At 64.4% G+C, this 24668-nt stretch carries 27 protein-coding genes and 1 pseudogene; 14 read left to right on the top strand and 14 right to left on the bottom strand.

Features of this window, described 5'->3' with window-relative positions; translation table 11 throughout:
• Together ACVIIW_RS25095 and ACVIIW_RS25090 are read left to right on the top strand one after the other, a co-directional pair.
• Window positions 1–873 carry a bifunctional helix-turn-helix transcriptional regulator/GNAT family N-acetyltransferase gene (locus tag ACVIIW_RS25095; protein WP_456703187.1) on the top strand — a complete coding sequence of 291 codons (873 nt, stop codon included), beginning with the start codon at window positions 1–3 and terminating at the stop codon, window positions 871–873.
• 56 nt (window positions 874–929) lie between these two features.
• Window positions 930–1308: pseudogene (locus ACVIIW_RS25090) on the top strand (ester cyclase).
• Window positions 1309–1326: 18 nt separating this feature from the next.
• Here the strand turns inward: ACVIIW_RS25090 and ACVIIW_RS25085 are convergent.
• Window positions 1327–2556, bottom strand: a complete 1230-nt coding sequence (locus ACVIIW_RS25085) for an MFS transporter (RefSeq protein ID WP_456703186.1) — start codon at window positions 2554–2556, stop codon at window positions 1327–1329.
• A 439-nt stretch (window positions 2557–2995) separates the two neighbouring features.
• Window positions 2996–3529: an RBBP9/YdeN family alpha/beta hydrolase gene (locus tag ACVIIW_RS25080; protein ID WP_456703185.1), complete on the bottom strand. Its 534-nt coding sequence runs from the start codon at window positions 3527–3529 to the stop codon at window positions 2996–2998.
• A 110-nt stretch (window positions 3530–3639) separates the two neighbouring features.
• Here ACVIIW_RS25080 and ACVIIW_RS25075 point away from each other — a divergent pair, with 110 nt between their 5' ends.
• From ACVIIW_RS25075 to ACVIIW_RS25045, 7 genes are all read left to right on the top strand, one after another.
• On the top strand, window positions 3640–4116 hold the full coding sequence (locus ACVIIW_RS25075) for an Lrp/AsnC family transcriptional regulator (protein WP_456703184.1): 477 nt from the start codon (window positions 3640–3642) through the stop codon (window positions 4114–4116).
• Between the two features lie 10 nt (window positions 4117–4126).
• On the top strand, window positions 4127–4627 hold the full coding sequence (locus tag ACVIIW_RS25070) for a peptide deformylase (protein ID WP_456705261.1): 501 nt from the start codon (window positions 4127–4129) through the stop codon (window positions 4625–4627).
• A 234-nt stretch (window positions 4628–4861) separates the two neighbouring features.
• The gene (gene glnH, locus ACVIIW_RS25065) at window positions 4862–5614 is read left to right on the top strand and encodes a glutamine ABC transporter substrate-binding protein GlnH (RefSeq protein WP_456703183.1); all 753 of its coding nucleotides are present in this window, start codon (window positions 4862–4864) and stop codon (window positions 5612–5614) included.
• Between the two features lie 141 nt (window positions 5615–5755).
• Window positions 5756–6412 carry a glutamine ABC transporter permease GlnP gene (gene glnP / locus ACVIIW_RS25060; RefSeq protein WP_092238458.1) on the top strand — a complete coding sequence of 219 codons (657 nt, stop codon included), beginning with the start codon at window positions 5756–5758 and terminating at the stop codon, window positions 6410–6412.
• Window positions 6409–7137 (top strand): glutamine ABC transporter ATP-binding protein GlnQ, encoded by a 729-nt coding sequence (glnQ, locus tag ACVIIW_RS25055; protein WP_456703182.1) that lies wholly within the window; start codon window positions 6409–6411, stop codon window positions 7135–7137. Before glnP ends, glnQ begins: the two co-directional genes overlap by 4 nt.
• The gene (locus tag ACVIIW_RS25050) at window positions 7127–8185 is read left to right on the top strand and encodes a C45 family autoproteolytic acyltransferase/hydolase (protein WP_456703181.1); all 1059 of its coding nucleotides are present in this window, start codon (window positions 7127–7129) and stop codon (window positions 8183–8185) included. The genes glnQ and ACVIIW_RS25050 overlap by 11 nt, the downstream gene beginning before the upstream one ends.
• A 128-nt stretch (window positions 8186–8313) precedes the next feature.
• Window positions 8314–9117: a MurR/RpiR family transcriptional regulator gene (locus ACVIIW_RS25045; RefSeq protein WP_456703180.1), complete on the top strand. Its 804-nt coding sequence runs from the start codon at window positions 8314–8316 to the stop codon at window positions 9115–9117.
• Window positions 9118–9210: 93 nt separating this feature from the next.
• On the opposite strand, the gene ACVIIW_RS25040 is transcribed toward ACVIIW_RS25045, so the two are convergent.
• From ACVIIW_RS25040 to guaA, 5 genes are all read right to left on the bottom strand, one after another.
• A complete protein-coding gene (locus ACVIIW_RS25040; RefSeq protein ID WP_456703179.1) occupies window positions 9211–10089 on the bottom strand; it encodes an AraC family transcriptional regulator in 879 nt (292 codons plus the stop codon).
• A gap of 100 nt (window positions 10090–10189) precedes the next feature.
• A complete protein-coding gene (locus ACVIIW_RS25035) occupies window positions 10190–10624 on the bottom strand; it encodes a PIN domain-containing protein (RefSeq protein ID WP_456703178.1) in 435 nt (144 codons plus the stop codon).
• Window positions 10621–10923 carry a hypothetical protein gene (locus tag ACVIIW_RS25030; RefSeq protein ID WP_456703177.1) on the bottom strand — a complete coding sequence of 101 codons (303 nt, stop codon included), beginning with the start codon at window positions 10921–10923 and terminating at the stop codon, window positions 10621–10623. Before ACVIIW_RS25030 ends, ACVIIW_RS25035 begins: the two co-directional genes overlap by 4 nt.
• Window positions 10924–11018: 95 nt before the next feature.
• The gene (locus ACVIIW_RS25025; protein ID WP_456703176.1) at window positions 11019–11651 is read right to left on the bottom strand and encodes a YdeI/OmpD-associated family protein; all 633 of its coding nucleotides are present in this window, start codon (window positions 11649–11651) and stop codon (window positions 11019–11021) included.
• 438 nt (window positions 11652–12089) lie between these two features.
• Entirely contained in the window at window positions 12090–13688 is a 1599-nt protein-coding gene (gene guaA / locus ACVIIW_RS25020; protein ID WP_456703175.1) for a glutamine-hydrolyzing GMP synthase, read from the bottom strand.
• A 145-nt stretch (window positions 13689–13833) separates the two neighbouring features.
• Here guaA and ACVIIW_RS25015 point away from each other — a divergent pair, with 145 nt between their 5' ends.
• The 3 genes from ACVIIW_RS25015 (at window position 13834) to ACVIIW_RS25005 (ending at window position 15085) form a co-directional block, all read left to right on the top strand.
• Window positions 13834–14205, top strand: coding sequence for a nuclear transport factor 2 family protein (locus tag ACVIIW_RS25015; RefSeq protein ID WP_456703174.1), 372 nt, complete (start codon window positions 13834–13836; stop codon window positions 14203–14205).
• Window positions 14206–14288: 83 nt separating this feature from the next.
• On the top strand, window positions 14289–14621 hold the full coding sequence (locus ACVIIW_RS25010) for a DHCW motif cupin fold protein (protein WP_092236368.1): 333 nt from the start codon (window positions 14289–14291) through the stop codon (window positions 14619–14621).
• Window positions 14622–14875: 254 nt separating this feature from the next.
• Window positions 14876–15085, top strand: a complete 210-nt coding sequence (locus ACVIIW_RS25005) for a cold-shock protein (RefSeq protein ID WP_027532363.1) — start codon at window positions 14876–14878, stop codon at window positions 15083–15085.
• A 103-nt stretch (window positions 15086–15188) separates the two neighbouring features.
• On the opposite strand, the gene ACVIIW_RS25000 is transcribed toward ACVIIW_RS25005, so the two are convergent.
• Window positions 15189–16490, bottom strand: a complete 1302-nt coding sequence (locus ACVIIW_RS25000) for an RsmB/NOP family class I SAM-dependent RNA methyltransferase (protein WP_456703173.1) — start codon at window positions 16488–16490, stop codon at window positions 15189–15191.
• Between the two features lie 34 nt (window positions 16491–16524).
• Complete coding sequence (locus tag ACVIIW_RS24995; RefSeq protein ID WP_456703172.1) at window positions 16525–16947, bottom strand: MAPEG family protein; 423 nt, start codon at window positions 16945–16947, stop codon at window positions 16525–16527.
• A gap of 324 nt (window positions 16948–17271) precedes the next feature.
• On the opposite strand from ACVIIW_RS24995, the gene ACVIIW_RS24990 reads away from it, so the two are divergent.
• Window positions 17272–17643 (top strand): VOC family protein, encoded by a 372-nt coding sequence (locus ACVIIW_RS24990; RefSeq protein WP_456703171.1) that lies wholly within the window; start codon window positions 17272–17274, stop codon window positions 17641–17643.
• 33 nt (window positions 17644–17676) lie between these two features.
• Here the strand turns inward: ACVIIW_RS24990 and ACVIIW_RS24985 are convergent, their stop codons facing one another.
• The 3 genes from ACVIIW_RS24985 to guaB all read right to left on the bottom strand — a co-directional run bounded on the left by ACVIIW_RS24985 (window position 17677) and on the right by guaB (window position 20883).
• Window positions 17677–17976, bottom strand: a complete 300-nt coding sequence (locus ACVIIW_RS24985) for a hypothetical protein (protein ID WP_456703170.1) — start codon at window positions 17974–17976, stop codon at window positions 17677–17679.
• A gap of 195 nt (window positions 17977–18171) precedes the next feature.
• On the bottom strand, window positions 18172–19194 hold the full coding sequence (locus ACVIIW_RS24980; protein ID WP_456703169.1) for an NADP-dependent oxidoreductase: 1023 nt from the start codon (window positions 19192–19194) through the stop codon (window positions 18172–18174).
• A 195-nt stretch (window positions 19195–19389) separates the two neighbouring features.
• Window positions 19390–20883 carry an IMP dehydrogenase gene (gene guaB / locus ACVIIW_RS24975; protein ID WP_456703168.1) on the bottom strand — a complete coding sequence of 498 codons (1494 nt, stop codon included), beginning with the start codon at window positions 20881–20883 and terminating at the stop codon, window positions 19390–19392.
• Window positions 20884–21265: 382 nt separating this feature from the next.
• On the opposite strand from guaB, the gene ACVIIW_RS24970 reads away from it, so the two are divergent.
• Window positions 21266–22756 carry an MFS transporter gene (locus ACVIIW_RS24970; protein ID WP_456703167.1) on the top strand — a complete coding sequence of 497 codons (1491 nt, stop codon included), beginning with the start codon at window positions 21266–21268 and terminating at the stop codon, window positions 22754–22756.
• Between the two features lie 5 nt (window positions 22757–22761).
• On the opposite strand, the gene ACVIIW_RS24965 is transcribed toward ACVIIW_RS24970, so the two are convergent.
• Window positions 22762–23448, bottom strand: coding sequence for an RlmE family RNA methyltransferase (locus tag ACVIIW_RS24965; protein WP_456703166.1), 687 nt, complete (start codon window positions 23446–23448; stop codon window positions 22762–22764).
• A gap of 1 nt (window position 23449) precedes the next feature.
• Complete coding sequence (locus ACVIIW_RS24960) at window positions 23450–24520, bottom strand: Ppx/GppA phosphatase family protein (RefSeq protein ID WP_456703165.1); 1071 nt, start codon at window positions 24518–24520, stop codon at window positions 23450–23452.
• Window positions 24521–24668: the final 148 nt, after the last annotated feature.

Raw genomic sequence — 24668 nt, 5'->3', positions numbered from 1 at the left:
ATGCTCGATCCCGTCTCCCGCGTCCGTCGTTTCAACCGTGCGGTGACCTCCTCCGTCGGCGCACTCGACCATTCGTTCCTCGGGCGCGGCCGGCCGCTCGGGGCTGCGCGCGTGCTCAACGCGATCGGACACGGGCGCTCCGACATCGGCGAGGTCCGCGACTATCTCGGCCTCGACTCCGGGCTGATGAGCCGGCTGTTGCGCAGCCTGGAAGAGGAAGGCCTGATCGAGACGCATGCGCACCCGGACGATGCGCGGCGACGCGTCGCGAGATTGACGCGTGCAGGTCAGCGGGAATTTGCAGCCTATGAGAGGATATCCAACGCGCAAGCCGAAAGCCTCCTCGCTCGGAACTCGCAAGCCGAGGCGCTGCTCGCCGCAATGGATCTGATCGCGTCCGCGCTGACGCGCGATCGCATTGCGCTCACTGAGATGGATCCGCGCAGCGACGAGGCGCGCTATTGCCTGAGAGAATATTACGCCGAGCTCGGACGGCGCTTCAAACAGGGCTTTGACGTGTCGCTGTCGCGCGACCCCGATGCCAAGGACATGCGCCGCCCGCGCGGCAGCTTCGTCGTCGCGGTGTCGGACGCGCTGCCGATCGGATGTGTCGGCCTGAAGGGCACCGACCATGGCTATGCCGAGATCAAGCGGCTCTGGGTCGCCCCCTCCGCGCGCGGATTGGGGCTCGGCAGACGGCTGATGGACGCTGCAGAGGATGCGGCGCGTACGCTCGGCATCTCGCTGCTGCGGCTCGATACCAACAGCGCGCTGCCCGAAGCCGGCCAGCTCTACCGTACCACCGGCTGGCGCGAGATCCCGCGCTTCAATGACGATCCCTACCCGGATCTGTTCTTCGAAAAACCGCTCTGAGCAGCGCACCGATTCCCCTGCTCCCGCGTTAGCCCCGGAACGCAGGGAGTGTCGCCATGACGCCAGCCGGACTCGCCGACATCTACCGCGATTACATCGCCTGCCTGAACAGGCAGGATTGGCCTACGCTTGGCCGGTTCGTGCATGATGATGTCGCCCACAATGCGCGGCCGCTCGGGCTATCGCGCGATGCTGGAGCAGGATTTCCGCGAGATTGCGGATCTGCAGTTCAACATCGAGATGCTGATCTCGGAGCCACCGCGCATCGCCGCGCGACTGACGTTTGACTGCGCGCCGACCGGCCAGTTCCTGGGGCTCGCCGTGAACGGCCGGCGCGTGTCCTTTTGCGAGAACGTCTTCTACGAATTTCATGACGGAAAGATCCGGCAGGTGTGGTCGGTCATCGACAAGGCGGCGATCGAGGCGCAGCTCTGAGGCTGCGCCTCGATCCGATCATGCCGCGACTGGTGCCGGCGCGGGCTCGACTTGCTGCGGCTTCGGAAACGGGCGGAACGTCATCGCCATCAGGAACGCGCCAAGCCCCATCGCCCAGGAGCCGATATAGAGCCAGGCGTAGCTCGAGAACGCATCGTAGATCAGGCCTCCGGCGAGCGGGCCGGTGGCCATGCCGAGACTGCCCGCCATCGCCGTGCCGCCGATCACGGTGCCCATCATCTTGAGCGGGAAGTTCTCGCGGATGATCACGGCGTAGAGCGGCATGGTGCCGGCATAGATGAAGCCGAACACGGTCGCGACCATGTAGAAGGTCGTGAGCTGATGGGCGAAGACATAGGCGAGCGCGCCGAAGGCTTGTGCGAGCAGGCCCGAGACCAGTACGCGCTTGGCACCGAGCCGATCGCCCATCAGGCCGAAGGCAATCCGCCCGCCGAGCCCGGCCAGCCCCTCGACACTGTAGATCGTCACCGCCGAGATCAGGGGGATGCCGCAGCTCACGGCATAGCTGACCGTGTGGATGATTGGGCCGGAATGTGTGGCGCAGCAGAAGAAATTGGTGGCGAGCAGGATCAGGAATTGCGGCGAGCGCAGCGCTTCAGCCACCGTCATCTCGGATTGCGGGCCGCCCGGACCCGCTGCCGCGACGGGCGGATGCGCCAGCGCCGGCGGACGGCGGACCAGCAGCGCGACCGGGATCATGATGACGGCGACCACCAGCGACACGATCTGCATCGCGGTGCGCCAGTCATGATGAGACACCAGCCAGGCCGCAAACGGCGCCATCGTCATCGGCGCCACGCCCATGCCGGCCGACACCAGCGAGACGGCGAGGCTGCGATGGGTGTCGAACCAGCCGGTGACGGTCGCCATCATCGGCGCGAAGATCGCAGCGCAGGAGCCGCCGACCAACAGGCCGAACACGAACTGGAACACGATCAGCGAGGTCGCGTGGCTGGCGGCGAACAGGCTCAGCGCCAGCACGGTCGATCCGGTCAGCACCACCGGCAGCGGCCCGAACTTGTCGGTCAACGTGCCCCAGATCATGCTGCTGCACGCCATGGCCAGGAAGCCGATGGTCATGGCACTGGAAATGCCGGTCACCGACCAGCCGGTCTCCTTGGCGATCGGCTGCAGGAACACCGGCAGCGAAAACATGCCGCCGATGGCGACGCAGCCGAGCAGGCCGCCGGCGGCGACGATCACCCAGCGATATCTGGAAGCAGTCATTCCTTGTCTCCCGTCATGTCTGTCTCACGTGGAAGACGAATGGAAACGGCGAAAGCAGACAGGTCTTGCGACATTTTTTAGGGCAAACATTCGCGGCCCACCAACAAGATTTCGAAAACAACCCCATGCACAGTAGCCGGCCATAGAGGGATCAATGACTTAACGATGCACGCCCATCGCAGTGCGGGGAACCCACGACGTCAGGCCGAAATTTGACTCGTCGGGCAAAACACCGGCATCATGTCATCATCCCGCAGAACTCGTAGCCGTGATGGTTGCCGCCGCTCCGCAGTTTGCGACGCGTCGAACAATGCATTGACGCCTTGCTCCGTGAGGCCGAGCTATGGGACGATCAGGGCCGCCCACACCTCGTGGGGCTCGGCGGCAATGCTGATCGGCTGAACCAGGATGAACCGACACGGCTTGACCCGTCCATCATCTAAATGCGCGCGTCGAAGTCCAGGAGGATGCGGCGTCCTTCCGGCCAGTCGCCGAGATTGCTCGCAGCATTGATATGCCCCTTCGCGCCGATCTCGACCAGTTCGCTGCCCCACTGCCCTGCCCTTCCCCGCACGTAGCGCGGCGACGCGTAGGGGTCATTGGTGCTGGCCACGATCATCGAGGCAAAGCGGAAGCGCTGGTCCGGCACGGACGCGAACGCCGCGGCCTCGGCGGGGAATGCCGGAGAGCGCGGATCGGGAACAGCAACGAGAAGCGCCCCCTTCACGGGCGAGGCACTTTGCTTTTGCCAATGCGCGACGAGCAGACAGGCAAGACTGTGAGCCACCAGCACCGGTGGCGTTCTCGCTGTGCGCACGGCGCGGTCGAGGGCCTCGATCCAGTCGGCCAGATCGGGCTGATCCCAGCTCGCCGGACTGAACCTGCGGATGCCGGGGTCAGCCAGCTCCCAACGACTTTGCCAATGCGCTTCGCCGGAGTTGCCGATCCCAGGCAAATGGATGAATTCCGTCACGCCTCACCTCTGATGTTTCGCCATGCACCTGCGGAGCATGGCGGTTTACATCCGCAAACGGAATTGGCATTCATCGGAAAGAGCGGCACTGTTCCGATAGATTAGAGGTCATGACGCGAAGCCGGGATTTCCAGCCCATTCTCGATCCGACTGATATTGCGATCATCGAAACGCTCCAGGACGATGGCCGCATCAGCGTCTCGGAATTGGGGCGAAAGGTCGGCCTGTCGCAGCCGGCCACCTCGGAACGACTGAAGCGGCTGGAGGAGCGCGGGATCGTCATGGCCTATCGCGCCGTCATCGATCCGGGCTCGGTCGGCCTCAACATGATGGCGATCATCCGCCTGCGGACGACGCACGAACACATCAAGGCCTGCCTGAAGCAATTCGCCGAGATGCCCGAGATCATCGAAGTCCTGAGGCTGACGGGAGAGGATTGCTTTCATCTCAAGGTGATCGTGCCCTCGCCCACGGAGCTCGAGAGCATCGTCGATGCGATTGCCCGGTATGGCTCCGTCACGACCGCCATCGTGCTGCGGAGCGAGCCGCCGAAGCGGATCGGGCGCGAGCTGATCCAGAGAGGCTAGCGTGCCAGATATGACCATTCGTCCGATCGTTCGCTATCCCGACCGCCGGCTCGCCATGCCGGCCCGCCCCGTCACCGCCTTCGACGACGGCTTGCGGGAGCTTGCGAGAGACCTTTTGGAGACGATGCGCGCCGCGCCCGGGATCGGCATCACGGCGCCGCATATCGGCGTGCCCTTGCGTCTCGTGGTGCTGGAGCTCGATGCCGCCACTGGCCCGCAGACTTACGTCAATCCGCAGATTGAATGGGCTTCTTCCGAGATGATCCTGCACAAGGAGGGCAGCGTCTCGATGCCCGGCGTCACCGACGACGTCCAGCGCCACGCCCGCGTTCGCATCAGTTATCAGGACCTCGACGGCATCATGCAAAGCGAGGAATCCGAGGCCTTGCGTGCCGTCTGCCACCAGCACGAGATCGACCAGCTCGACGGCTTATTCTGGCTCCAGCGGCTGTCGCGGCTGAAGCGGGAACGGCTGGTGAGGAAGTTCGAGAAGATGACGCGAAACTCGTAATTCGCGCGGGTCGGCCGCGGGCAAATCCAGCGCCAAATTCCAACGACTGTTTTGAAGGACCTGAGCAGTTCACTGCTCTGCACTTCGTCCACCCTCGCGATACCAGCACGAATCGGCCGCCGATATTTCGTGCAAATATGCGATGCATTGCACAAAAATATGCACTTTTGTTTTGCGTAGCCTGTGGCATGCTGTGGGCGTTCCGTGGCACTCCCGGAAAAGAGGGGATCCCAAATGAAGTTCGCGCTTGCCAGCCTGACCGCCGCCGCAGCCGTCGCGGCAACCTTCTCCCTCGGCCAACCTGCTCGTGCCGGCGACCTGATCGTCGCGACAGACACCGCCTTCGTTCCATTCGAGTTCAAGGAGGGAGACAAATATGTCGGCTTCGACATCGACCTGTGGGCCGCCGTCGCCAAGGATATCGGGGTGACCTATACGCTGCAGCCGATGGACTTCAACGGCATCATCCCGGCGCTCCAGACCAAGCAGGTCGATGTTGGGCTGGCCGGCATTACCATCAAGGACGAGCGCAAGAAGGTCATCGACTTTTCCGACGGCTATTACGACAGCGGGTTCCTGCTGATGGTGCCGGCCAACAGCGCCATCAAGGGTCCGGAAGATCTTCCCGGCAAGACGCTTGCCGTGAAGACCGGCACGTCGGCAACCGACTACGCCAAGGAGCACTTCAAGGCGACGGAGCTGCGCCTCTTCCCCAACAGCGACAACGCCTACCTCGAGGTTGCGACGGGACGCGCGGACGCTGCAATGCACGACACGCCCAACGTCCTCTACTACATCAAGACCAACGGCCAGGGGAAAGTGAAGACCGTAGGTCCCCAGATGATGGCCCAGCAATATGGCATCGCTTTCCCGAAGGGCAGCGAGCTCGTCGCCAAGGTCAACGCCTCGCTGGCCAAGCTGAAGGGCGACGGCACCTACACGGCCATCTACAAAAAATGGTTCGGCGCCGAGCCGCCGAAGAGCTGATCCGGGCTTCGCGGCGCGCGCAACCGGGGTTGTTGCTCGAGCATGATCTTTTCGGAAAACCGCTTCGCACTTTGCGCTAACGCGGCCCTCCGGGTCCGAATCATGCTTTGGTCGGCACGCCTTCCCTGAAGGAAAGCTCTCATGGATTTCGAGTGGTCGGTTATTTGGCAGGCCCTGCCAGAGCTCTTGAAAGGCGCCCGCCTCACCGTGCTGATCGCGCTGGCGGGCCTCGCCGGCGGACTGCTGATCGGCTTCGCCGCCGGCCTGGCGCGCGCCTACGGCAATGCCGTCCTCAACGCCATTGCCTTCGCCTATGTCGAGATCATCCGCGGCACGCCGATCATCGTGCAGGTGATGTTCATCTATTTCGCGTTGCCGATCCTCGCGAATGTCCGCATCTACCCGCTCGCGGCGGCGATCATGGCCATCATCGTCAACGCCGGAGCCTATATCGCCGAGATCGTGCGCGGCTCGTTTCTCTCCGTCCATAAAGGATTGCGGGAAGCGGGTCTCGCACTCGGCCTGCCGCTCTGGAAGGTGCTGCTCTACATCATCGGCCCGCTCGCCTTCCGCCGCATGATTCCGGCGCTCGGCAACCAGTTCATCGTCAGCCTTAAGGATACGTCGCTCTTCATCGTCATCGGTGTCGGGGAACTCACGCGGCAAGGCCAGGAAATCATGGCGGCCAACTTTCGCGCCGTCGAAATCTGGTCTGCCGTGGCGATGTTCTACCTGGTCATGACGGGCGCGCTCACGCTTATCCTCAGGATGACCGAAAAGAGGATGCGCATCCTGTGAGCATCGTGGAGTTCAAGAAGGTCACGAAGCGGTTCGGCCAGGTTACGATCCTCGACCAGGTCGACCTCTCGATCGAGCAAGGCGAGAAGGTGGTGCTGATCGGTCCCTCCGGCTCGGGCAAATCGACATTGCTCCGCTGCATCAATGCGCTGGAGGAGATCAACGGCGGCGATCTCGTGGTCGACGGTATCAGTGTCAAGGATGGCGGCCGCAAGGTCCGCATGATCCGCCAGGAAGCCGGCATGGTTTTCCAGCAATTCAACCTGTTTCCGCAAATGACGGCCCTCGATAAGGTCGCCTTTGGCCCGCGCCGCGTGCGCGGCGAGTCGCGCCGGGATGCGCGACAGCAGGCGCTGGACATGCTCGCCAAGGTCGGCCTCGCCGAACGCGCTCACCATTTTCCGAGCGAACTTTCCGGTGGCCAGCAGCAACGCGTCGCGATCGCCCGCGCGCTTGCCGTCAAGCCGAAGCTGATGCTGTTCGACGAGCCGACGTCCGCACTCGATCCGGAACTGAGGCACGAAGTGCTGCGCGTCATGCAGGCGCTGGCAGAGGAAGGCATGACCATGATCGTGGTCACCCACGAGATGGCCTTTGCGCGTAAGGTCGGCACCAGGCTGATCTTCATGGAGGGCGGCAAGATCGCAGTCGACGGTGAGCCACGGGAGTTGCTGGCAAATCCTCAAAATCTTCGCCTGAGAGAGTTTCTGCAACATGTCGCCTAACGCCGGCCGCCGGCTTTCATTCATAGACGTCACCGGTTCACCACACGATGTCGGAGCGGCCCTTGGGCGCTTCGGCCGGGCGGCCCTGCAGGACCACTTCCGAACATCCGCTGCGTGGCGCGAACTCACGACGCGCCGCGGAGATCCCTCCATCGCCGGGATGGCTGCGATCGTTCGAGAGCGTTTTCCAAGATACTGGGCCGAGTTGCAGGGCCTCGCCGTCGGGCTGGCACTGCCCTTCGACGACGTCTTCCTGTGGAACTGCCGCGGCGATATCTGGGCGATGGCGCCGGATGGTTGCACGACCGTGCAGTTGCCGGGCTCTCCGCATGTCATCGGCCACAACGAGGACGGCGACCCCGACTTCGCCGGCCACTGCGCCCTTGCCCATGTTGCATCCGAAGGCGGCACGCCGTTCACGGCCTTCGTGTACCCGGGCTCGCTGCCGGGACATACCTTTGCGGCGACATCGAAGCGGCTGGTCCAGACCGTCAACAACATCAGGCCGCTCACGGGCGGCGCCGGCACGCCGCGCATGGTGCTCGCCCGCGCGATACTCGACGCGCCGGATCTCGACGGCGCGCTCACCGTGCTCAAGTCGGCGCCCCGCGCCGGAGCCTTTCACCTGACTTTGGCACAGGCCGGGGACGAGCGCCTTCTCAGTGTCGAGTTCACCGCGCGCGCCCTGTCGGTCGATCGGGTCGAGGCGCCGCGCGTCCATTCGAATCATCTGATCCATGCCGACACCGGGCGCGTGTCGCAAATCGTCACCGGCTCGTCCGGCGTGCGACAACGGCGCGGCGAGATGCTGCTTGGTCAAACGTGCCGGTCGGAGCCGCAGGGGCGGGCGCTCGACATTTTGTGGGACGCAGCCGACCCAGAATTGCCGATCTACCGCGCCGACCCGGCCGACAGCGACGCCGAGAACACGCTCGCAAGCGCCCTCTTCCGGGTCGGGGCTGACACGGTCGAATGGTCTGTCTACGATGGAGCGCACGAAGCGGTTCGCTTCGATTTGCGGGACGGGCTGGTGCCCTTCGCTGCGTGAACAGGATCAGGGCGATGCCAGAGGAAGCCGTCGCGGAGCCGCCGCGCACCATCGAGGATCTCAGGGCACTCGCGCTCTCGGTTGGCCGCGACGAAGCAGGCTTTTCGCTCGGCGCCAAAGCGCATGATGTGTTCGCAAAACTGGTGGAAGCACCGGAACAGTCGGCGGTTCGCTCGATCTCGGAGCTTGCCGAGCAGTTCGGCATCAACCCGTCGACGTTGACCAGACTGGCGAAACGTCTCGGCTTCGAAGGTTTCAGCGATTTCCAGGCGGTCTTCCGCAAGGCCATCGCTGACGACCAGCAGTATTTCTATAGCCGCCAGGCCGGCCGACTCATGGCCGCGCCGTCCGCCGGCACGACCGAAGTCGAGGCGTTCACGCAGCTTGCCCGGGAAACCGCAGCGAACGTTGACGGCTTCCTCCGACAACTGGACAGAGCCGCTCTGCAAGGCGCCACCAGGCTCTTGGCGACCGCCCATCGCGTTCGCGTCCATGGCGTTCGCCAATTCCATTCGCTGGCGAGCTTTCTCACCTATTGCCTGGGAATGGTGCGCTCGGACGTCGCGCTTCTGGACGCGCCGCGTCTCGGCGTCGCCGAGGCATTGTCACAGCTCGACCCTGATGACGTCGTCATCGTCGCCAGTTGCGCGCCCTATACGCGCAGCGTCGCGGAGGTGGCCCGGGTCGCAGCCTTGAACGGCCAGACGGTCATCGCGATTACGGATTCGAGGTCGTCACCACTGGTTCCTCCTGCCGCGCATGCTTTTTTCATCCCCCACGCGAGCAGCTTCTATTCGAACAGCATGGGCGCCTATGTCGTCTTCTGCGAGGCTCTGCTCAACCTTGTCGCCAGGGAATTGGGTGACAAGGCGCTAAACTCCCTGGCGGGTCGCGAGCGGCTGATCGCGGAGATGAACATCGAGGTTGGCTGACCGCAGAGCGGTCCGCTACACCCGGCGCTGCGCTGCATTGGAATCGCCACCATCGAACACCAGAGATGATGACCATCCGTTCGATCGTCCTGACTATTTCAGCGGCAAAAACAGCTCCGCGACCGTCTCATGCGCCGGCACGTCAGGAAAGAAGCTCAGCCGCTGGCAGTAGATCGGGAAGTCGCGCACCTCCTCGCCGCTGGCCGGAAGCCAGTCGCGGTAGAGGTAGAGTGCGGCAGGCTCGAGATTGTCGGTGTGGCCGACGACGCGCAGCACGGCACAGCGTCCGCCGGGGATCTCGCCGGCCTTGATGTCTTCGCCTTCAGTGGCGATCGGCTGGTCAGTGCCGACGCAGAGGTCGACGCTGTAATCGGCCGGCTGCGCAGGCCGTCCCTCCGAGCGCCAGATCGTGAAGGTTGGATTTGTGCTGGGGTGCAGACCGGCAGCCTTGCGCCAGGCGATGAAGCGCTGGACGCTGGCGCCCAGCGTCGCGGGGTTGCCTCGATGCTCCATGATCGCGACCCTGGTCGCCGGCACATCGCGGATCGTCACGTCGTTACTGTCAAAACTTCTCATCAGCTTGCTCCTTGCATCTTCGAGAGGCCCGAAGGCCGCAAGCCACGAGTCCCAATCCGGCGCTTTCCGGAACGACGACGGCGATTGCCCGAACCGTTGCCGAAAGGCGCGGGCGAAAGCATCGGGCGCGTCGTATCCGGCATCCATCGCGATCTCGGTCACGCCAAGCGCCCCGTCATAGGCCAGCTGGTAGGACGCGCGCTGCATGCGGGCGAGCTGGACATAACGATGCACCGACACCCCGAAGGTCGCCATGAACTGCCGGTGGAAATGGAATTTCGAGAAGGCCGCAACGCCGCTCAGGCTCTCCAGGTCCAGATCAGCGTCGAGATGCCGGTCGATATGATCCAGCACCCGCCGCATCCGGGCCCGATAGTTTTGCAGTGCCGCCGTCATCGTCCCTCCTCCGTGGCGGCCTGAGTTAGGCGATCATGGCCATGGCGTGCTCGACCGATCTTGCGGTTTGGAATACGAGGGCCGCCAGTAGGCGAATTGGCTACTCGGTCTCCGCAAGCGCCCGGATGAGGTTCGGCGTCGACCAGGTCGCAACGCCCGTACCGGCGAAGTCGCGGTCAGTCGTCCAAACGTCCGCGTCGACGCTCCAGGCGAGCGCCAGCACATGCGCGTCGCGCTCGGACCCGTTGCGGCTCGGCACGGCGTCCCGGAGCGTCGCTTCGCACCGGGCGAGCATGGATTCCAATGCAGCTACGGGAACGATCGTCAGCGCCTCCACGAGTGCATCGAGCACCTCGATCAGCTCCGGACGCTGCAATCCCAACGTGATACGGCGTCGCGCTTCCTGGACAACGCGGTCCGTCGTCACGAGGATCGCGCCAGCAGCGGCCGCCAACAGCGCGCCGGAGCTGCGGCCCCGCACGGCGGCAATGAGAATGGCTGCGTCGATGACAATCGTGGGCGACGGGCGCCTCATGCTTTCGACTTGGCCGTCAAAGCCTCGGCCTTCAAAGCCTTCACGGCCGAGACGGACCAATCGACCGGATCGACCTCGCCGAACTCGGCGAGCGCCGCGTCGTCCGCGGCGGGATCGCGTCGCTTCGCCAGCTTCTCGGCACGCGCCAACACCGCAGCGAGCCGATCCGGATCGGCCGCTTTGAGCGGGATGAGAAGGCCGACTGTCCGCTCTCCCGACTTGACCGGCGTAGGACCGGGCAACGCGCCGATCGCCTCGCCGGAGATCTTCTGCAAATCGCGGATGCTGATATGGCTCATAGCCGTTACATACACCCATATGTAATCCCCCGCAAGTACGTAGGACGCAGTTACACAACAACGCACAATTGCCCCGACAGGCCAACCCGCCTGCTCTATCCGCGCTTTCCCTTCTTGGCTGTCACCGCCGACGCGCCGGCTTTTCGGGGGTGAAGAGTTTCGCCACGGGCGAGCATGGCGACGAATTTCGTGATCCGCTCCGCCCGTGTTTCCGGACGCTTTGCGTCATTCACCCGGTAGATGATGGAGTAGCGGTTCGCGCGATCCAGTTCTTCGAAGAACGCTGCAGCCGGCTTGTTGCGCTTGAGCGCCGCGGCCAGATCTGCCGGCACTTCGGCCTTTCCCTGCGAGGCGTAGGCGCCGGCCCAGCGCCCATCGGCTTTTGCGGCCTCGATCTCCGCAAGCCCGGCCGGCCGGATCCGGCCTTGTGCCAGCAACCGGTCGGCCGCATCGCGATTCTTTTGGGACCAACGACTGCCTCGCCGACGGGGCGTCATTCGGACCAGGAAATACTCGGCATCAAACGGCGCCAGTTGACCGTCGATCCAGCCGCAGCAGAGCGCGGTCTCTATCGCATCCTGTTTGGTGATGGTCGTCCTGGCCGCCCCGGCCCTGGCTAACTTGAGCCAGCAACCTGGAGACGTTCGAGGCTCGGCGGACATATACGCTTCGAGCTTCGCCGCACTTCGAAAATGCAGGATCGGTTCCGATTTTTCGGCGCGTATCATCGTTCATGCCACCATCAACGCCTTCGCCAGCGCCATATACGCCGGCAGCGTCACGGGATCGTTGGCCGCGTTGCCTGCGAGAGGATGCGAAGCATAGCTCGTAGGATGGGTGGAGCGCAGCGATACCCATCAATCCCGTCTTTGCAGACACGATGGGTTTCGCTACGCTCTACCCATCCTACGCGCTGGCGGAGAATTAGCTAGTTGGCCGCCGCACATGCACGCATGAGGCTCGGCGTCGACCACGACGCGACACCCCAACCGGCGAAATCGCGATGTGTCGTTCAGACGTCGGCATCGACGCTCAAGGCAAGCGCCAACTCGTAGGATGGGTGGAGCGCAGCGATACCCATCAATCCCGTCTTTGCAAGCACGATGGGTTTCGCTACGCTCTACCCATCCTACGCCCTGCGGCTCAGGGATCCAATAGGCGTGCCCCTACTCCCACTCGATCGTCCCGGGCGGCTTGCTCGTCACGTCGTACACCACCCGGTTCACCCCCTTCACCTCGTTGATGATGCGCGTCGCCGTCTCGCCCAGAAACTTCATGTCGAACTGGTAGAAGTCGGCGGTCATGCCGTCGGTTGAGGTGACGGCGCGCAAGCCCACGACGTAGTCGTAGGTGCGGCCGTCGCCCATGACGCCGACGGTCTTGACGGGGAGCAGCACGGCAAAAGCCTGCCAGATCTCGTCATACAGGCCGTGCTTCCTGATCTGGTCGATGTAGACGGCATCGGCCTTGCGCAGGATGTCGAGCTTGTCTTTCGTGATGTCGCCGGGGCAGCGGATCGCAAGGCCGGGGCCCGGGAACGGGTGGCGACCGACGAAGATTTCGGGCAGGCCGAGTTCGCGGCCGAGCTTGCGCACCTCGTCCTTGAACAGCTCGCGCAGGGGCTCGACGAGCTTCATGTTCATGCGTTCAGGCAGGCCGCCGACGTTGTGGTGCGACTTGATCGTCACCGAGGGACCGCCGGTGAAGGAGACGCTCTCGATCACGTCAGGGTAGAGCGTGCCTTGCGCGAGGAAGTCGGCGCCGCCGATCTTCTTGGCCTCCTGCTCGAACACCTCGATGAAGAGGCGGCCGATGGTCTTGCGCTTGGTTTCGGGGTCGGTGACGCCTTCGAGCTCGCCCAAAAACTCTTTCGAGGCATCCACGTGCACCAGCGGGATGTTGTAGTGGTGGCGGAACAGGTCGACGACGGTCTTGGCCTCGTCGAGACGCAGCAGGCCGTGATCGACGAACACGCAGGTGAGCTGGTCGCCGATGGCCTCGTGGATCAGCACGGCCGCGACGGCGGAATCGACGCCGCCGGAGAGCCCGCAGATCACCTTGCCCTTGCCGACCTGCTGGCGGATTTTCGCGATCTCCTCCTCGCGGAAGGCGCGCATGGTCCAGTCGCCGGAGAGGCCTGCGATCTTGCGGACGAAGTTGCGGATCAGCTTGGCGCCGTCGGGCGTGTGCACCACTTCGGGGTGGAACATCAGGCCGTAATATCTGCGCGCCTCGTCCTGGATGATCGCGAACGGCGCGTTCGGCGAGGTGCCGGCCACCGAGAAGCCCGGCGGCATCCTGGTGATGCGGTCGCCATGGCTCATCCAGACCCGGTTCTTGCTGCCCGACGACCAGACGTCCTCGAACAGCTTGCTCTCGGCCTTCACCTCGACATCGGCGCGGCCGAATTCGCGGTGATGGCCGCCCTCGACGGTGCCGCCCAACTGGGCCGCCATGGTCATCTGGCCGTAGCAGATGCCCATCACGGGCACGCCGGACTCGAAGATCGCCTGCGGGGCGCGGGGCGAGCCGGCCTCATGCACCGATTCAGGGCCGCCGGAGAGTATCACCGCTTTCGGCTTCATCTCGTTGAAGGCGGCTTCGGCCTTGTTGAACGGGACGATCTCGCAATAGACGCCGTCCTCGCGCACGCGACGCGCAATCAGCTGCGTCACCTGGCTGCCGAAGTCGACGATGAGAATCTTGTCGTGCGCCGAGGCCACCGAAGGCGTCGACGCGGAGCGGTCGTTCTGTGCTGCTGTCATGGCAAGCCAATACGCGATGAGCCCTTGGCTCGCAACCGCGCGTCAGCGCGCGCCCACATGCTTCTTTGGGGATGGACAGATCGATATAGGTAAGTATTATTGACCTAATTGCCCCACTGAACCGGGGCCCATCAGGGAGAACGCCATGTCGAAGCTCCATCCGCCATCAACACTTGCCGCGCTCGGCCGGACCTGGGTCGAGGCCTGGAATGCGCGCGATCTCGAGCGCGTGCTGACGCTCTATGACGACGCGATCGTGATGACCTCGGATCGCATCCCGGGGTTGGGATTCGATGCCAGCGGCACCGTGCGCGGCAAGGAGAGCTTGCGGGCCTATTGGAGCAAGGCGCTGGGGTTGATCCCGAACCTGCACTTCACCCTGATCGACGTGTATGTCAGCCCGGACAGCCTGGTGGTGTTTTACGAAAACGAGCGCGGGAAGAAGATCTGCGAGTATCTGCGGGTGAATGATGCGGGGCTGATCGTGCAGGGATCGGCTAATCATTTGCCGCATTGACACGTGCTCTCAGCAATGACGGAGACTGCGGCGCGCGCGTGCGTTACACAGGCATCGCCGGCGCTGAAACAGGACCTACCCCCATGAAGCTCCCCACCTCGCCCTTCACCGTCACCGACTGGAGCAAGGTCGAGGTCACCACGCATCCCGGCGAGACCGGCGAAGCCAAATGGCGGACCGTTGATATCGGCGATCTCAGGGTGCGGATGGTCGAGTATTCGCCGGGCTATCTCGCCGATCACTGGTGCGACCGTGGCCACGTCCTCTACGTGCTCGCGGGTGAGCTCGACAGCGAGCTGCGCGACGGGCGCAAATTCAAGCTGACGCCCGGGATGAGCTACCAGGTCTCGGATTTCGGTGATGCCGCGCATCGCTCGTCGACATCCGTCGGCGCGACGCTTTTCATCGTGGATTGACGGAACCAGGCGGGTGTGCAGCGCAAAATAGCAAAGCTTGGCTGGCTCGCCACCAGCGCGTGCCGCCTTGAAGTCGCCCCAAAAAATCGCTAGATTGTGAGCATCGATCCTTGGCCGAACGACTGGGCCGCTCCGTCTTATTTCAATGGACGAGCACGTTTCAGGTATTTCTCCAAAATCGACCAACCGGGACGATGGGCGCAGCGATGCGCATTTGTCCCCCTGAGTGCATCGTCAATTGAAAGGAAATGACTATGGCAATGGGCACCGTGAAGTGGTTCAACAACCAAAAGGGCTTTGGCTTCATCCAGCCGGATGACGGCGCAAAGGACGTCTTCGTTCACATCAGCGCCGTCGAGCGTGCCGGTCTGTCGACCCTCAACGAGGGCCAGAAGGTCTCCTTCGACATCGTTGCGGATCGCCGCAGCGGCAAGTCCTCGGCCGACAACCTCCGCGCCGGCTAGTTGACCGCGACATTCGCGATCTGATCGCGGACGTACCGGTCAGAATCGTCGAGTTCAGAAGCCCCGCGACCGGGACCCGGTTCGCGGGGTTTTTGTTTGGCAATCAGCCCGCCTTCTTCAGCACCGAGACGAAGAACCCGTCCGTGCCGGTACGGCGGGGCGTCATCAGCCAGCCTTCGGCTGATTGCAGTGCGGCTTCGGCAAACGCCTCGGCCTTGTCCCAGAGCACGCTTGCAGTCTGCTCCGGCGGCACCACCGTGAACCCGGGATGCTTGGCGACGAAGGCCCTCACCTGCTCACCGTTCTCCTCGGACAATACCGAGCAGGTGATGTAGGCGATGCGGCCGCCCGCCTTCACCAGCGGAACCGCGCGCTCCAGCACCTCGGCCTGATCCTTCAGACGAATCTCCAGCGCACCCGGGCGCATGCGCCATTTGGCGTCGGGGTTGCGGCGCCAGGTCCCGGTTCCCGTGCATGGCGCATCGATGACGACGAGGTCGGCCGTGGCGCTGATATCGACAAGCGGGTCAGCGTCGCCCTTGGGTGTGCGGACGTCGGCGTTGTGGACGCCGGCACGCGACAGGCGTTCGTGAATGGGGGCGAGCTGGCGCTTGTCGCTGTCGGTCGCGATCAGCCGGCCCTTGCCCTGCATCATCGCGGCCAACGCCAGCGTCTTGCCGCCGGCGCCGGCGCAGAGATCGATCACCTGCTCGCCGGGCTTTGCCGCGGTGAACAGGGCCGCAAGCTGCGATCCTTCATCCTGCACCTCAACGCCGCCCTTGATGAAATCCTCCTCGGCCTGGATGCCCGGATTGCGCGCATCGGCCGAAAGCTCGATGCGCAGGCCATTTGGCGACCATGGCGTCGGTTTCGCATGAAGATGAGCAAGCGCCTTTAGCACCTTGTCACGGCTCGATTTTAGCGTGTTGACGCGCAAATCCAGCGGCGCCCGGCTCGCCATCGCCGCGGCTTCCGCGACGCGGTCCTCCCCGAACACCTTGGCGAGATGCGAATCGAGCCATTCCGGATAGTCGCCGGCAATCGCGGCCGGCGCATCTTTCAGCGAGCGCTGGCTGAGCGCGGCCTGCTCGGCCTCGGTCAACGGCTCGGGCGCAAACCGGCTGCCGTCGCACAGCGCGGACATGGTCGCGGTGTCCATGTTCCGCTCCAGGCGGAGCATGCCGATGAGCCGTGCGCGGGCCGTGTCGGCGTCCATCAGGAACGCGCTCGAGGCGTAACGTCGCAGCACGTCCCAGACCAGGCCGGCAATGGCCGCGCGGTCGCCGGAGCCGGCAAAGCGGTGCGCGGTGCCCCACTCCTTCATCGCCTTGGCCGCAGGCACGCGGTCCTTCTCGATGGTGTCGATCAGTTCGATGGCTGCGGACAGCCGGGCAGCGGGAGTCATTTGAATCTTTCAGATCAGATCCGACTTGTAAGCGTCAGATCAGCAACAGAATTTTCAGTGCAAAGTAAATCCACATCGCCAGCAGCACCAGCACGCTGGCAAGCCAGACCGAGGAGCGGTGGCCGAAATTGTTCGAGGTGACGAACACGCCCGCATGGGCAAAGCGCGTCACCACGAACACCCACGACATCAGCACGATGAAGAGATCGGCATGGCGCAAAGGCAGCGCCAGCGCGATCAGGGCGTAGAACAGCACCGGCAGCTCGAACTGGTTGCGGTAGCAATTGGCGATTTGCGTGGCGCCCTTCGGCCAGTTCGGCTCTCCCAGTGCAATGTCGCGGATCTTGGTCTCGCCCGAGACCAGCGCATTGCGCCGCCCGAACACCATGCCGACCAGGAGCGCGAAGGTGAGCCCGATCTGAGCGAAGACCGGCAGCAAAACCATTTGAACGGACATCGATTTTCCCATCGGGCGGAAGCCGCCGCCTGCGTCCATTAGCCGTCAGTGCTGGTCATGACAATCGACCAGTTGAACCGGCGTTCCCGATCGCGCGACCAACTGCCGGTCGCTCAAGCGACTTCGGCTCCCGGGGAGCCCCCGGCGACACCCAGATCCAACGCGTCAGCGACCTCGCCTGCGGGCGCGCTGGTGCGGCGCGGTGGCGCTGAAGGCCGTGCCGGAACAGTGAGGTCGACGCTGCTGACATAAACTGACAGCATGCCGCGCTATGGGTTTCTGCATCGCGCTCACGTCAGAGAGCGCTGAACAAGGAGACCTCACATGCCAGACTTCAGCTTCCTGTTGCTCCATGTCGGAAGCCCGGGTGCAAGCGCCAAGTTCTATAGCGAGTTGCTGGACATCCCCATCATCGAGCAGTCGCCGACATTCGCCATGCTGCCCCTGCGCGATGGGGTGATGCTCGGATTGTGGTCGCGCGCCAGCGTCGAACCGAAGACCGCAGGGCAGCCTGGCTGCAGCGAGGTGGCGTTCACGGTCGCCGACGCGGCCGCCGTGGAGGAAACGCACACCGCCTGGAAAACGCGCGGACTTGCCATCGCCCAGCCGCCCACCCGAATGGACTTCGGCACGACCTTCGTCGCGCTCGATCCGGATGGTCATCGCTTGCGCGTATTCGCGCCGGAGGCCGCATGAGCCGCCGCCACCGGCAGCCTCTGAGCGCGCCGCTCAGGCGACGTTCTTGAGGTCCTGCTGAATCGCAGCGAGCAACGACTGCAACGCTTCGCTGGTCACGGGGCTGCCCGCCACATCATTGCCAGGCCTGATGTTGGCGGGCTCGACGGCCGTGACCGGGCGTTTCGGGAAGCGCGGCGGAGGTGTCGGCATCCGAGGCTGCACGGACGTGCCTTCGTCCTCGCTGTGCACGAACTTGCCGTGGATGACGTCGTCATGGCGGCCCATGACGTACATGGCCGCCCAATAGGCGGCAGCCAGCAGGATTACGCAGAAAATACCGATCTCTAGCATCGCAACACCCTAAATATGCGCGATGATTCAATGCCTTCGCCCTGACGTCAATGAACCGCCGTTCACACGCTGCGCCATTTGCGGACAGGTGTGGCCGATTGGTCACTCTTTGTTAACCATTGAGGGCCGGGGTGTGGCGCTGGAGCAATCGTACGACGCTCCAAGCCGCCACGAGACGTTCCAGGATTTGAAAGTTCAAGCCTTGTCCGGCCCGACCCGGACCAGCTGCTTGCCGAAATTGGCGCCCTTCAGGAGCCCGATGAAGGCGCCAGGGGCGCTCTCCAGGCCCTCGGTGACGAACTCCTTGTACTTCACCTTGCCGTCGCGGACCCAGCCCGACATGTCGCGCAGGAAATCGCCGTGGCGCGAGGCGAAATCCGAGACGATGAAGCCGCGGAAGGTCAGCCGCTTGGTGAGGATGTTGCGCATCATCGCGCCCGCCCATTTCGGCGGCTTCGCTTCGGTGTCGTTGTAGTGTGCGATCAAGCCGCAGACCGGCACGCGCGCGAACGCATTGAGCTGCGGGAAGACAGCCTCGAACACGGCGCCGCCGACATTCTCGAAATAAACGTCGATCCCCCCGGGGCAGGCGTCCTTGAGCTTCGCGGCGAGATCGGGATCGCGATGATCGATGCAGGCATCAAAGCCGAGCTCCTTCACCACGTAGTCGCACTTGTCCTTGCCACCGGCAATGCCGACGGCACGCGCCCCCTTGATCTTCGCAATCTGCCCGACCGCCGAGCCGACCGCGCCGGAAGCACCGGCGACGACGACGGTCTCGCCTTCCTGCGGCTTGCCGATGTCGAGCAGGCCCGTGTAGGCGGTCATGCCGGGCATGCCGAGCACGCCGATCGAGGTCGAGACCGGACCGAGCTTGGGATCGACCTTGATGAGACCCTTGCCGTTCGAGATTGCGTGCGTCTGCCAGCCGCTCCGTGCACGAACGATGTCGCCCTTGGCAAAGTCAGGATTGTTGGAGGCCGCCACCTCGCTCACCACCTCGCCCTCCATGACGCCGCCGATTGCCACCGGCGCGGCGTAGGACGGCCCCTCGCTCATGCGCCCGCGCATATAGGGATCGAGCGACAACCAGATCGTGCGCAGCAACACCTCGCCGGCGCCGGGCGAAGGAGGTGCGAATTCCTCCAGGCGAAAATCGGATGACTTTGGTTCGCCGACGGGACGCGCGGCGAGAACGATGCGTCTGCCTTGGGACATGGCTTCCTCCGAATTGTGTTTCGGCGTCAACGGAAGCGGAGCCGGCGTGGCGCGTCAAGGCGACTGGCGCCATCCTTCGCTGGAATTTTAAGCAGCGCGCTGATCTGGTCGTTGATGAACGGCAAGCGGCCGGATGCGGGGAGCCGGATCCACTCCGCTCCGCCGATCACATCACGTGACCTTGCGTCGGCTTGGCTAGCCCCCGCCCGGATAGTTCGGCGCCTCGCGCGTGATGGTCACGTCGTGGACGTGACTTTCGCGCAAGCCCGCGCCGGTGATGCGGACGAACTGCGCCTTGTCGTGCAGCTCCTTCATGTCCTTGGCACCGACATAGCCCATGGCGGCGCGCAAGCCGCCGGCGAGCTGGTGCATGACATTGCCGACCGGACCCTTGTAGGGCACCTGGCCCTCGATGCCCTCAGGCACGAGCTTGAGCGTGTCCTTGATGTCCTGCTGGAAGTAGCGGTCGGCAGATCCGCGCGCCATCGCGCCGACCGAGCCCATGCCGCGATAGGCCTTGTAGGAACGGCCCTGCCACAGGAAAACTTCGCCCGGCGTCTCGTCGGTGCCGGCGAGCAGCGAACCGACCATCGCGATGTCGGCACCGGCGGCGAGCGCCTTGGCGAGATCGCCGGAGAACTTGATGCCGCCGTCGGCAATGACGGGGATGTCGGACTTCCTGGCAGCCTCGACCGCGTCCATGATGGCGGTGAGCTGCGGCACGCCGACGCCGGCGACGATGCGCGTGGTGCAGATCGAGCCCGGACCGATGCCGACCTTGATGCAATCCGCACCCGCGTCGATCAGTGCCTGAGCGCCTTCGGCCGTCGCGACATTGCCGGCGACGACCTGAACCGAGTTGGAGAGACGCTTGATGCGGTTGACCGCATGCAGCACGTGGCGGGAATGGCCGTGCGCGGTATCGACGACGACGAGATCGACGCCGGCATCGATCAAGCGCTCGGTGCGCTCGAAGCCGCTATCGCCGACGGTGGTGGCCGCGGCGACCCGCAGGCGGCCCTGCGCGTCCTTGCAGGCGAGCGGATGCGCGACTGCCTTCTCGATGTCCTTGACGGTGATCAGGCCGACGCAGCGATACTGATCATCGACGACGACCAGCTTCTCGATGCGATGATGATGCAGCATCCGCTTGGCTTCGTCCTGGCTGACATTCTCGCGCACCGTGACGAGGTTTTCGTGCGTCATCAGCTCGGAGACTTTTTGCCGGCGGTCGGTGGCAAAGCGCACATCGCGGTTGGTCAGGATGCCGACCAGCTTGCCCGGCGTGTTCTTGCCGGCGCCGGTGACGACCGGAATGCCGGAGATGCCGTGGTCGCTCATCAACTTGAGCGCGTCGTCGAGCGTGGCCTCGGGGCTGATGGTGAGCGGATTCACCACCATGCCCGACTCGTAACGTTTGACCTGCCGCACCTGGGCGGCCTGGCCTTCGGGATCGAAATTGCGGTGGATGACGCCGAGGCCACCGGCCTGCGCCATGGCGATCGCCATGCGGGCCTCGGTGACGGTGTCCATGGCCGAAGCCATGATCGGAATGTTGAGGGGGATCGCGCGGGTCACGCGGGAGCGGATGTCGACCTCGCCCGGCATCACGTCAGACAGGCCCGGCTTCAGCAGCACGTCGTCGAACGTAAAGGCTTCGCGGATGCCTTGAAGTTGCACCGTGGCCATATGCCAACTCCTTCCTGCGGCCGTGCCGCAAATAATTATGGATGAGCGCCACCCTCGGCGTACCTTGCGGCATCGCCTGAGAATCGGAGCCCATCGGTGGGGTTGACGCGGGTCGATAGCACGGCCGCGCGACGAATCAAAGCAAATCGGACCGCCGGCCAGCCATGCACAGGCTTTTTTCGTCAATTCAGCTGAGATAGCCCACCCGGGCCGTCGTTCCGGGCTCGCGACTCCGTCGCGCCGCGCAGTGACGAGGGCGAGGGTCAGAGCGGTGTTCCGCAGGATTTAGGTGCTATGCGTCGATCCGCAATGGTCCCCGCCCGTGGGCGGTGATAAGCCGGATTTCTCGTCCTTGCCTTCTGATTTCCATTACCGATCCGTCATGGTCAACAAGCAACGCGTCATTCCGCTGATCGTGGCCACTGCTCTCTTCATGGAGAACATGGATTCCACGGTCATTGCCACCTCGCTGCCGGCGATCGCGGCCGACATCGGCACCAGCCCGCTGACGCTGAAGCTTGCGATCACCTCCTACCTCCTGTCGCTCGCGGTGTTCATCCCGGCGAGCGGCTGGACCGCCGACCGGTTCGGCGCGCGCATGGTGTTCGCGATCGCGGTCGGCGTGTTCATGATCGGGTCGGTCGGCTGCGCACTCTCGGGATCGGTCACCGACTTCGTGTTCGCACGCATCCTGCAAGGCATGGGCGGGGCGATGATGACGCCGGTCGGGCGTCTCGTGCTGCTGCGCTCGGTCGACAAGAGCGCGCTGGTCAATGCCATGGCGTGGGTGACGGTCCCTGCCCTGATCGGTCCCGTGATCGGCCCGCCGCTCGGCGGTTTCATCACGACCTACGCCTCATGGCACTGGATCTTCCTGATCAACATCCCGATCGGGCTGCTCGGCATCTTCATGGCGCTGCGCTTCATCGATCCGATCAAGAGCGAGACGCAGGAGAAGTTCGATCTCTATGGCATGGTGCTTGCGGGCATCGGTCTCGCCGGCATCGCCTTCGGCCTGTCGGTCGCCGGCCTCAATTTGTTGCCCTGGAGCACGGTTGCAGCGCTGGTCGCGGGTGGCGCGATCTCGATGACGCTCTACGTGATTCACGCCCGGCGAACGGGATCGCCGGTGCTGGACTTCTCGCTGCTGAGGCTGCCGACGCTGCGGGCGGCGATCGTCGGCGGCTTCATGTTCCGGCTCGGCATCGGCGCGCTGCCCTTCCTGTTGCCGCTGCTGATGCAGATCGGCTTCGGGCTGTCGCCGTTTCATTCCGGCCTTGTCACGTTCTCCTCCTCGCTGGGCGCCATGGGCATGAAGACGCTGGCGGCGCGTCTGATCCGCGCCTTCGGCTTCCGCAACCTGATGACGGTGAACGCGATCGTCAGCGCATTCTTCCTCGCCGTCTGCGCGCTGTTCACGGTGACGACCCCGCTGCTGATCATCATGGTGATCCTCGTGGTCGGCGGCTTCTTCCGCTCGCTGGAGTTCACCGCCATCAACACGGTGGCCTATGCCGACGTTGAGAGCCCGCAGATGAGCCGCGCCACCACGCTGGTCAGCGTCAACCAGCAGCTCGCGGTCTCCGCCGGCGTCGCGGTGGGGGCGGCCTCGGTGGAGACGACGATGTGGCTCAACCACGTCAGCGAGATCAATGCCAGCGTGTTCGCTCCGGCTTTCGTCGTGGTCGGGCTGACCTCGGCGGTCTCGAGCTGGTTCTTCTGGCAGATGCCCAGCGATGCCGGCCACGAGATCTCCGGCCGCAAGGCGGTCGAGGTCGCTAGTCGCAAGGGCGCCGCCAAGAGCGCGGCTACCGCCGCCGTCAAGGTCGCGACGGAAGACACGCAAGACATGCGGGATCAGCGGCTGGGGTAGCGAGGCTACGCTTTCGCCTCGCCGCGAAATCCGGTCGCCAGCACATAGCGCTCCGACGAATCCTGCCGGCTCGCCGCCGGCTTCACGTGACGCACGGTCGCAAAGTCACGCTTGAGCTGGGCGAGCAGATCGGCGTCGGCGCCGCTCTGGAATGTCTTGGCGAGGAACGTGCCGCCGGGCTTGAGCACGTCGCAAGCGAACGCGGCCGCCGTCTCGACCAGGCCGACAATGCGGAGCTGGTCGGTCTTGCGATGGCCGGTGGTGTTGGCGGCCATGTCGGACATCACGATATCCGCGCCGCCGCCCAGCATTGCTGTGAGCTTGTCGGGCGCGTCATTGTCCATGAAATCGAGCTGCGCGAAGTCGACACCGGGAATGTCAGGCATTTCCAGCAGATCGATCGCGACGACCTTGCCCTTGCCGTCGACCGAGCCGACGCGCTTGGCGGCGATCTGGCTCCAGCCGCCGGGCGCAGCGCCGAGATCGACCACGGCCATGCCCGGCTTCAACAGGCGGAACTTGTCGTCGATCTCCAGCAGCTTGAATGCGGCGCGCGAGCGATAGCCCGCCGCCTTGGCCTTGGCGACGTAGGGATCGTTGAGCTGCCGCTCCAGCCACAGCTTGGACGACAATTTGCGCTTGCCGCCGGTCTTGACCTGGACGTGCAAGCGACCGGTGGTGTCTTTGGCCATCTCACCAGCTCCTGAGCGCACCATCCTCGCGCATCATCTCGACCAGCATGCCCTCGCGCAGCCCCCGGTCGGCAACGCGCAGGCGCGGCAGCGGGAAGGCGTGCCTGATGGCGTCGAGGATGGCGCAGCCGGCGAGCACGAGATCGGCGCGCTCGACGCTGATGCAGCTGTTGTTGGCGCGGTCCTCATAGCTCATGCCGAGCAGCTTGGTGATGGTCGCGGTGATGTCGGTGTCGTTCATCCAGATGCTGTCGATGCGGCGGCGGTCATAGCGCACGAGATTGAGATGGATGCCGGCGAGCGTCGTCACCGTGCCCGAGGTGCCGAGCAGATGCATGCCGGTGAGATCGCGGCCGTGCTCCGCGGCGAACGGCGCGACGTGGCTGGCAACCTCCCGCTCCATCGCGGCATAAATCTCCGGCGTCACGTCGCGGCCGCCGAACTGCTCGGCCAGCGTCACGACGCCGAGCGGGATCGACATCCACGCCTTGATGCGCGGTTCCGGACTTTGCGGGTCGCGCTCGATCCGCACCAGCTCGGTCGAGCCGCCGCCGATATCGAACAGGATGGCGCCGCGTCCCCTCGGATCGACCAGCGGCGCGCAGCCGAGCATGGCGAGCGAGGCTTCGGTCTCGCGGTCGATCACCTCGAGCTCGATGCCGGTCTCGGCCGCGACGCGGCTGCGGAAGTTCTCCGCGTTCGAGGCCGCGCGGCAGGCCTCGGTCGCGATCAGCCGCAACCGGCGCGCTTTCCGCAAATTGATCTTGTCGCGGCAGATGCTGAGCGCCGCGATGGCGCGATCGATCGCGGCCTCGCTGATGCACCCCGTCGCCGAGACGCCCTCGCCGAGCCGGATGATGCGCGAGAAGGAATCGACCACACGAAAGCCATCGTGGGTCGGACAGGCGATCAGGAGCCTGCAATTGTTGGTGCCGAGGTCCAGCGCCGCATAGACGCCGGTTCCCGCTCGCGCGGGGACGGCCGGCCCAGTGGCCAATGCCACCGCCGCCATCGACCCCTCCAGCTCACCGTGCGGCACATGGCCGTCGCGGAGCCGCGTGTGGTCATTCATACAAACTGTCTTTCCGCGGCCGGTCGGGCCGGTCTGGAATTGATTTTTCGCTTGAAACATTACCAGCGCGGCTGACATGCGCAACATCGCATCACATGGGACCATGCCCATTCGTGCGTTGTCGTGAACGCAGTGGCGGGTTATCTCA

The organism is Bradyrhizobium sp. USDA 4449, from assembly GCF_054056275.1.
This window is presented reverse-complemented; position numbering and strand designations above follow the sequence as displayed.

What these genes read in the sequence shown, in the direction of transcription:
- ACVIIW_RS25095 (WP_456703187.1), top strand. Translation starts at nt 1, where the DNA reads ATGCTCGATCCCGTCTCCCGCGTCCGTCGTTTCAACCGTGCGGTGACC.
- ACVIIW_RS25085 (WP_456703186.1), bottom strand. Translation starts at nt 2,556, where the DNA reads ATGACTGCTTCCAGATATCGCTGGGTGATCGTCGCCGCCGGCGGCCTG.
- ACVIIW_RS25075 (WP_456703184.1), top strand. Translation starts at nt 3,640, where the DNA reads ATGACGCGAAGCCGGGATTTCCAGCCCATTCTCGATCCGACTGATATT.
- ACVIIW_RS25070 (WP_456705261.1), top strand. Translation starts at nt 4,127, where the DNA reads ATGACCATTCGTCCGATCGTTCGCTATCCCGACCGCCGGCTCGCCATG.
- glnH (WP_456703183.1), top strand. Translation starts at nt 4,862, where the DNA reads ATGAAGTTCGCGCTTGCCAGCCTGACCGCCGCCGCAGCCGTCGCGGCA.
- glnP (WP_092238458.1), top strand. Translation starts at nt 5,756, where the DNA reads ATGGATTTCGAGTGGTCGGTTATTTGGCAGGCCCTGCCAGAGCTCTTG.
- ACVIIW_RS25050 (WP_456703181.1), top strand. Translation starts at nt 7,127, where the DNA reads ATGTCGCCTAACGCCGGCCGCCGGCTTTCATTCATAGACGTCACCGGT.
- ACVIIW_RS25040 (WP_456703179.1), bottom strand. Translation starts at nt 10,089, where the DNA reads ATGACGGCGGCACTGCAAAACTATCGGGCCCGGATGCGGCGGGTGCTG.
- ACVIIW_RS25035 (WP_456703178.1), bottom strand. Translation starts at nt 10,624, where the DNA reads ATGAGGCGCCCGTCGCCCACGATTGTCATCGACGCAGCCATTCTCATT.
- ACVIIW_RS25030 (WP_456703177.1), bottom strand. Translation starts at nt 10,923, where the DNA reads ATGAGCCATATCAGCATCCGCGATTTGCAGAAGATCTCCGGCGAGGCG.
- ACVIIW_RS25025 (WP_456703176.1), bottom strand. Translation starts at nt 11,651, where the DNA reads ATGATACGCGCCGAAAAATCGGAACCGATCCTGCATTTTCGAAGTGCG.
- guaA (WP_456703175.1), bottom strand. Translation starts at nt 13,688, where the DNA reads ATGACAGCAGCACAGAACGACCGCTCCGCGTCGACGCCTTCGGTGGCC.
- ACVIIW_RS25015 (WP_456703174.1), top strand. Translation starts at nt 13,834, where the DNA reads ATGTCGAAGCTCCATCCGCCATCAACACTTGCCGCGCTCGGCCGGACC.
- ACVIIW_RS25010 (WP_092236368.1), top strand. Translation starts at nt 14,289, where the DNA reads ATGAAGCTCCCCACCTCGCCCTTCACCGTCACCGACTGGAGCAAGGTC.
- ACVIIW_RS25005 (WP_027532363.1), top strand. Translation starts at nt 14,876, where the DNA reads ATGGCAATGGGCACCGTGAAGTGGTTCAACAACCAAAAGGGCTTTGGC.
- ACVIIW_RS25000 (WP_456703173.1), bottom strand. Translation starts at nt 16,490, where the DNA reads ATGACTCCCGCTGCCCGGCTGTCCGCAGCCATCGAACTGATCGACACC.
- ACVIIW_RS24995 (WP_456703172.1), bottom strand. Translation starts at nt 16,947, where the DNA reads ATGTCCGTTCAAATGGTTTTGCTGCCGGTCTTCGCTCAGATCGGGCTC.
- ACVIIW_RS24990 (WP_456703171.1), top strand. Translation starts at nt 17,272, where the DNA reads ATGCCAGACTTCAGCTTCCTGTTGCTCCATGTCGGAAGCCCGGGTGCA.
- ACVIIW_RS24985 (WP_456703170.1), bottom strand. Translation starts at nt 17,976, where the DNA reads ATGCTAGAGATCGGTATTTTCTGCGTAATCCTGCTGGCTGCCGCCTAT.
- ACVIIW_RS24980 (WP_456703169.1), bottom strand. Translation starts at nt 19,194, where the DNA reads ATGTCCCAAGGCAGACGCATCGTTCTCGCCGCGCGTCCCGTCGGCGAA.
- guaB (WP_456703168.1), bottom strand. Translation starts at nt 20,883, where the DNA reads ATGGCCACGGTGCAACTTCAAGGCATCCGCGAAGCCTTTACGTTCGAC.
- ACVIIW_RS24970 (WP_456703167.1), top strand. Translation starts at nt 21,266, where the DNA reads ATGGTCAACAAGCAACGCGTCATTCCGCTGATCGTGGCCACTGCTCTC.
- ACVIIW_RS24965 (WP_456703166.1), bottom strand. Translation starts at nt 23,448, where the DNA reads ATGGCCAAAGACACCACCGGTCGCTTGCACGTCCAGGTCAAGACCGGC.
- ACVIIW_RS24960 (WP_456703165.1), bottom strand. Translation starts at nt 24,520, where the DNA reads ATGAATGACCACACGCGGCTCCGCGACGGCCATGTGCCGCACGGTGAG.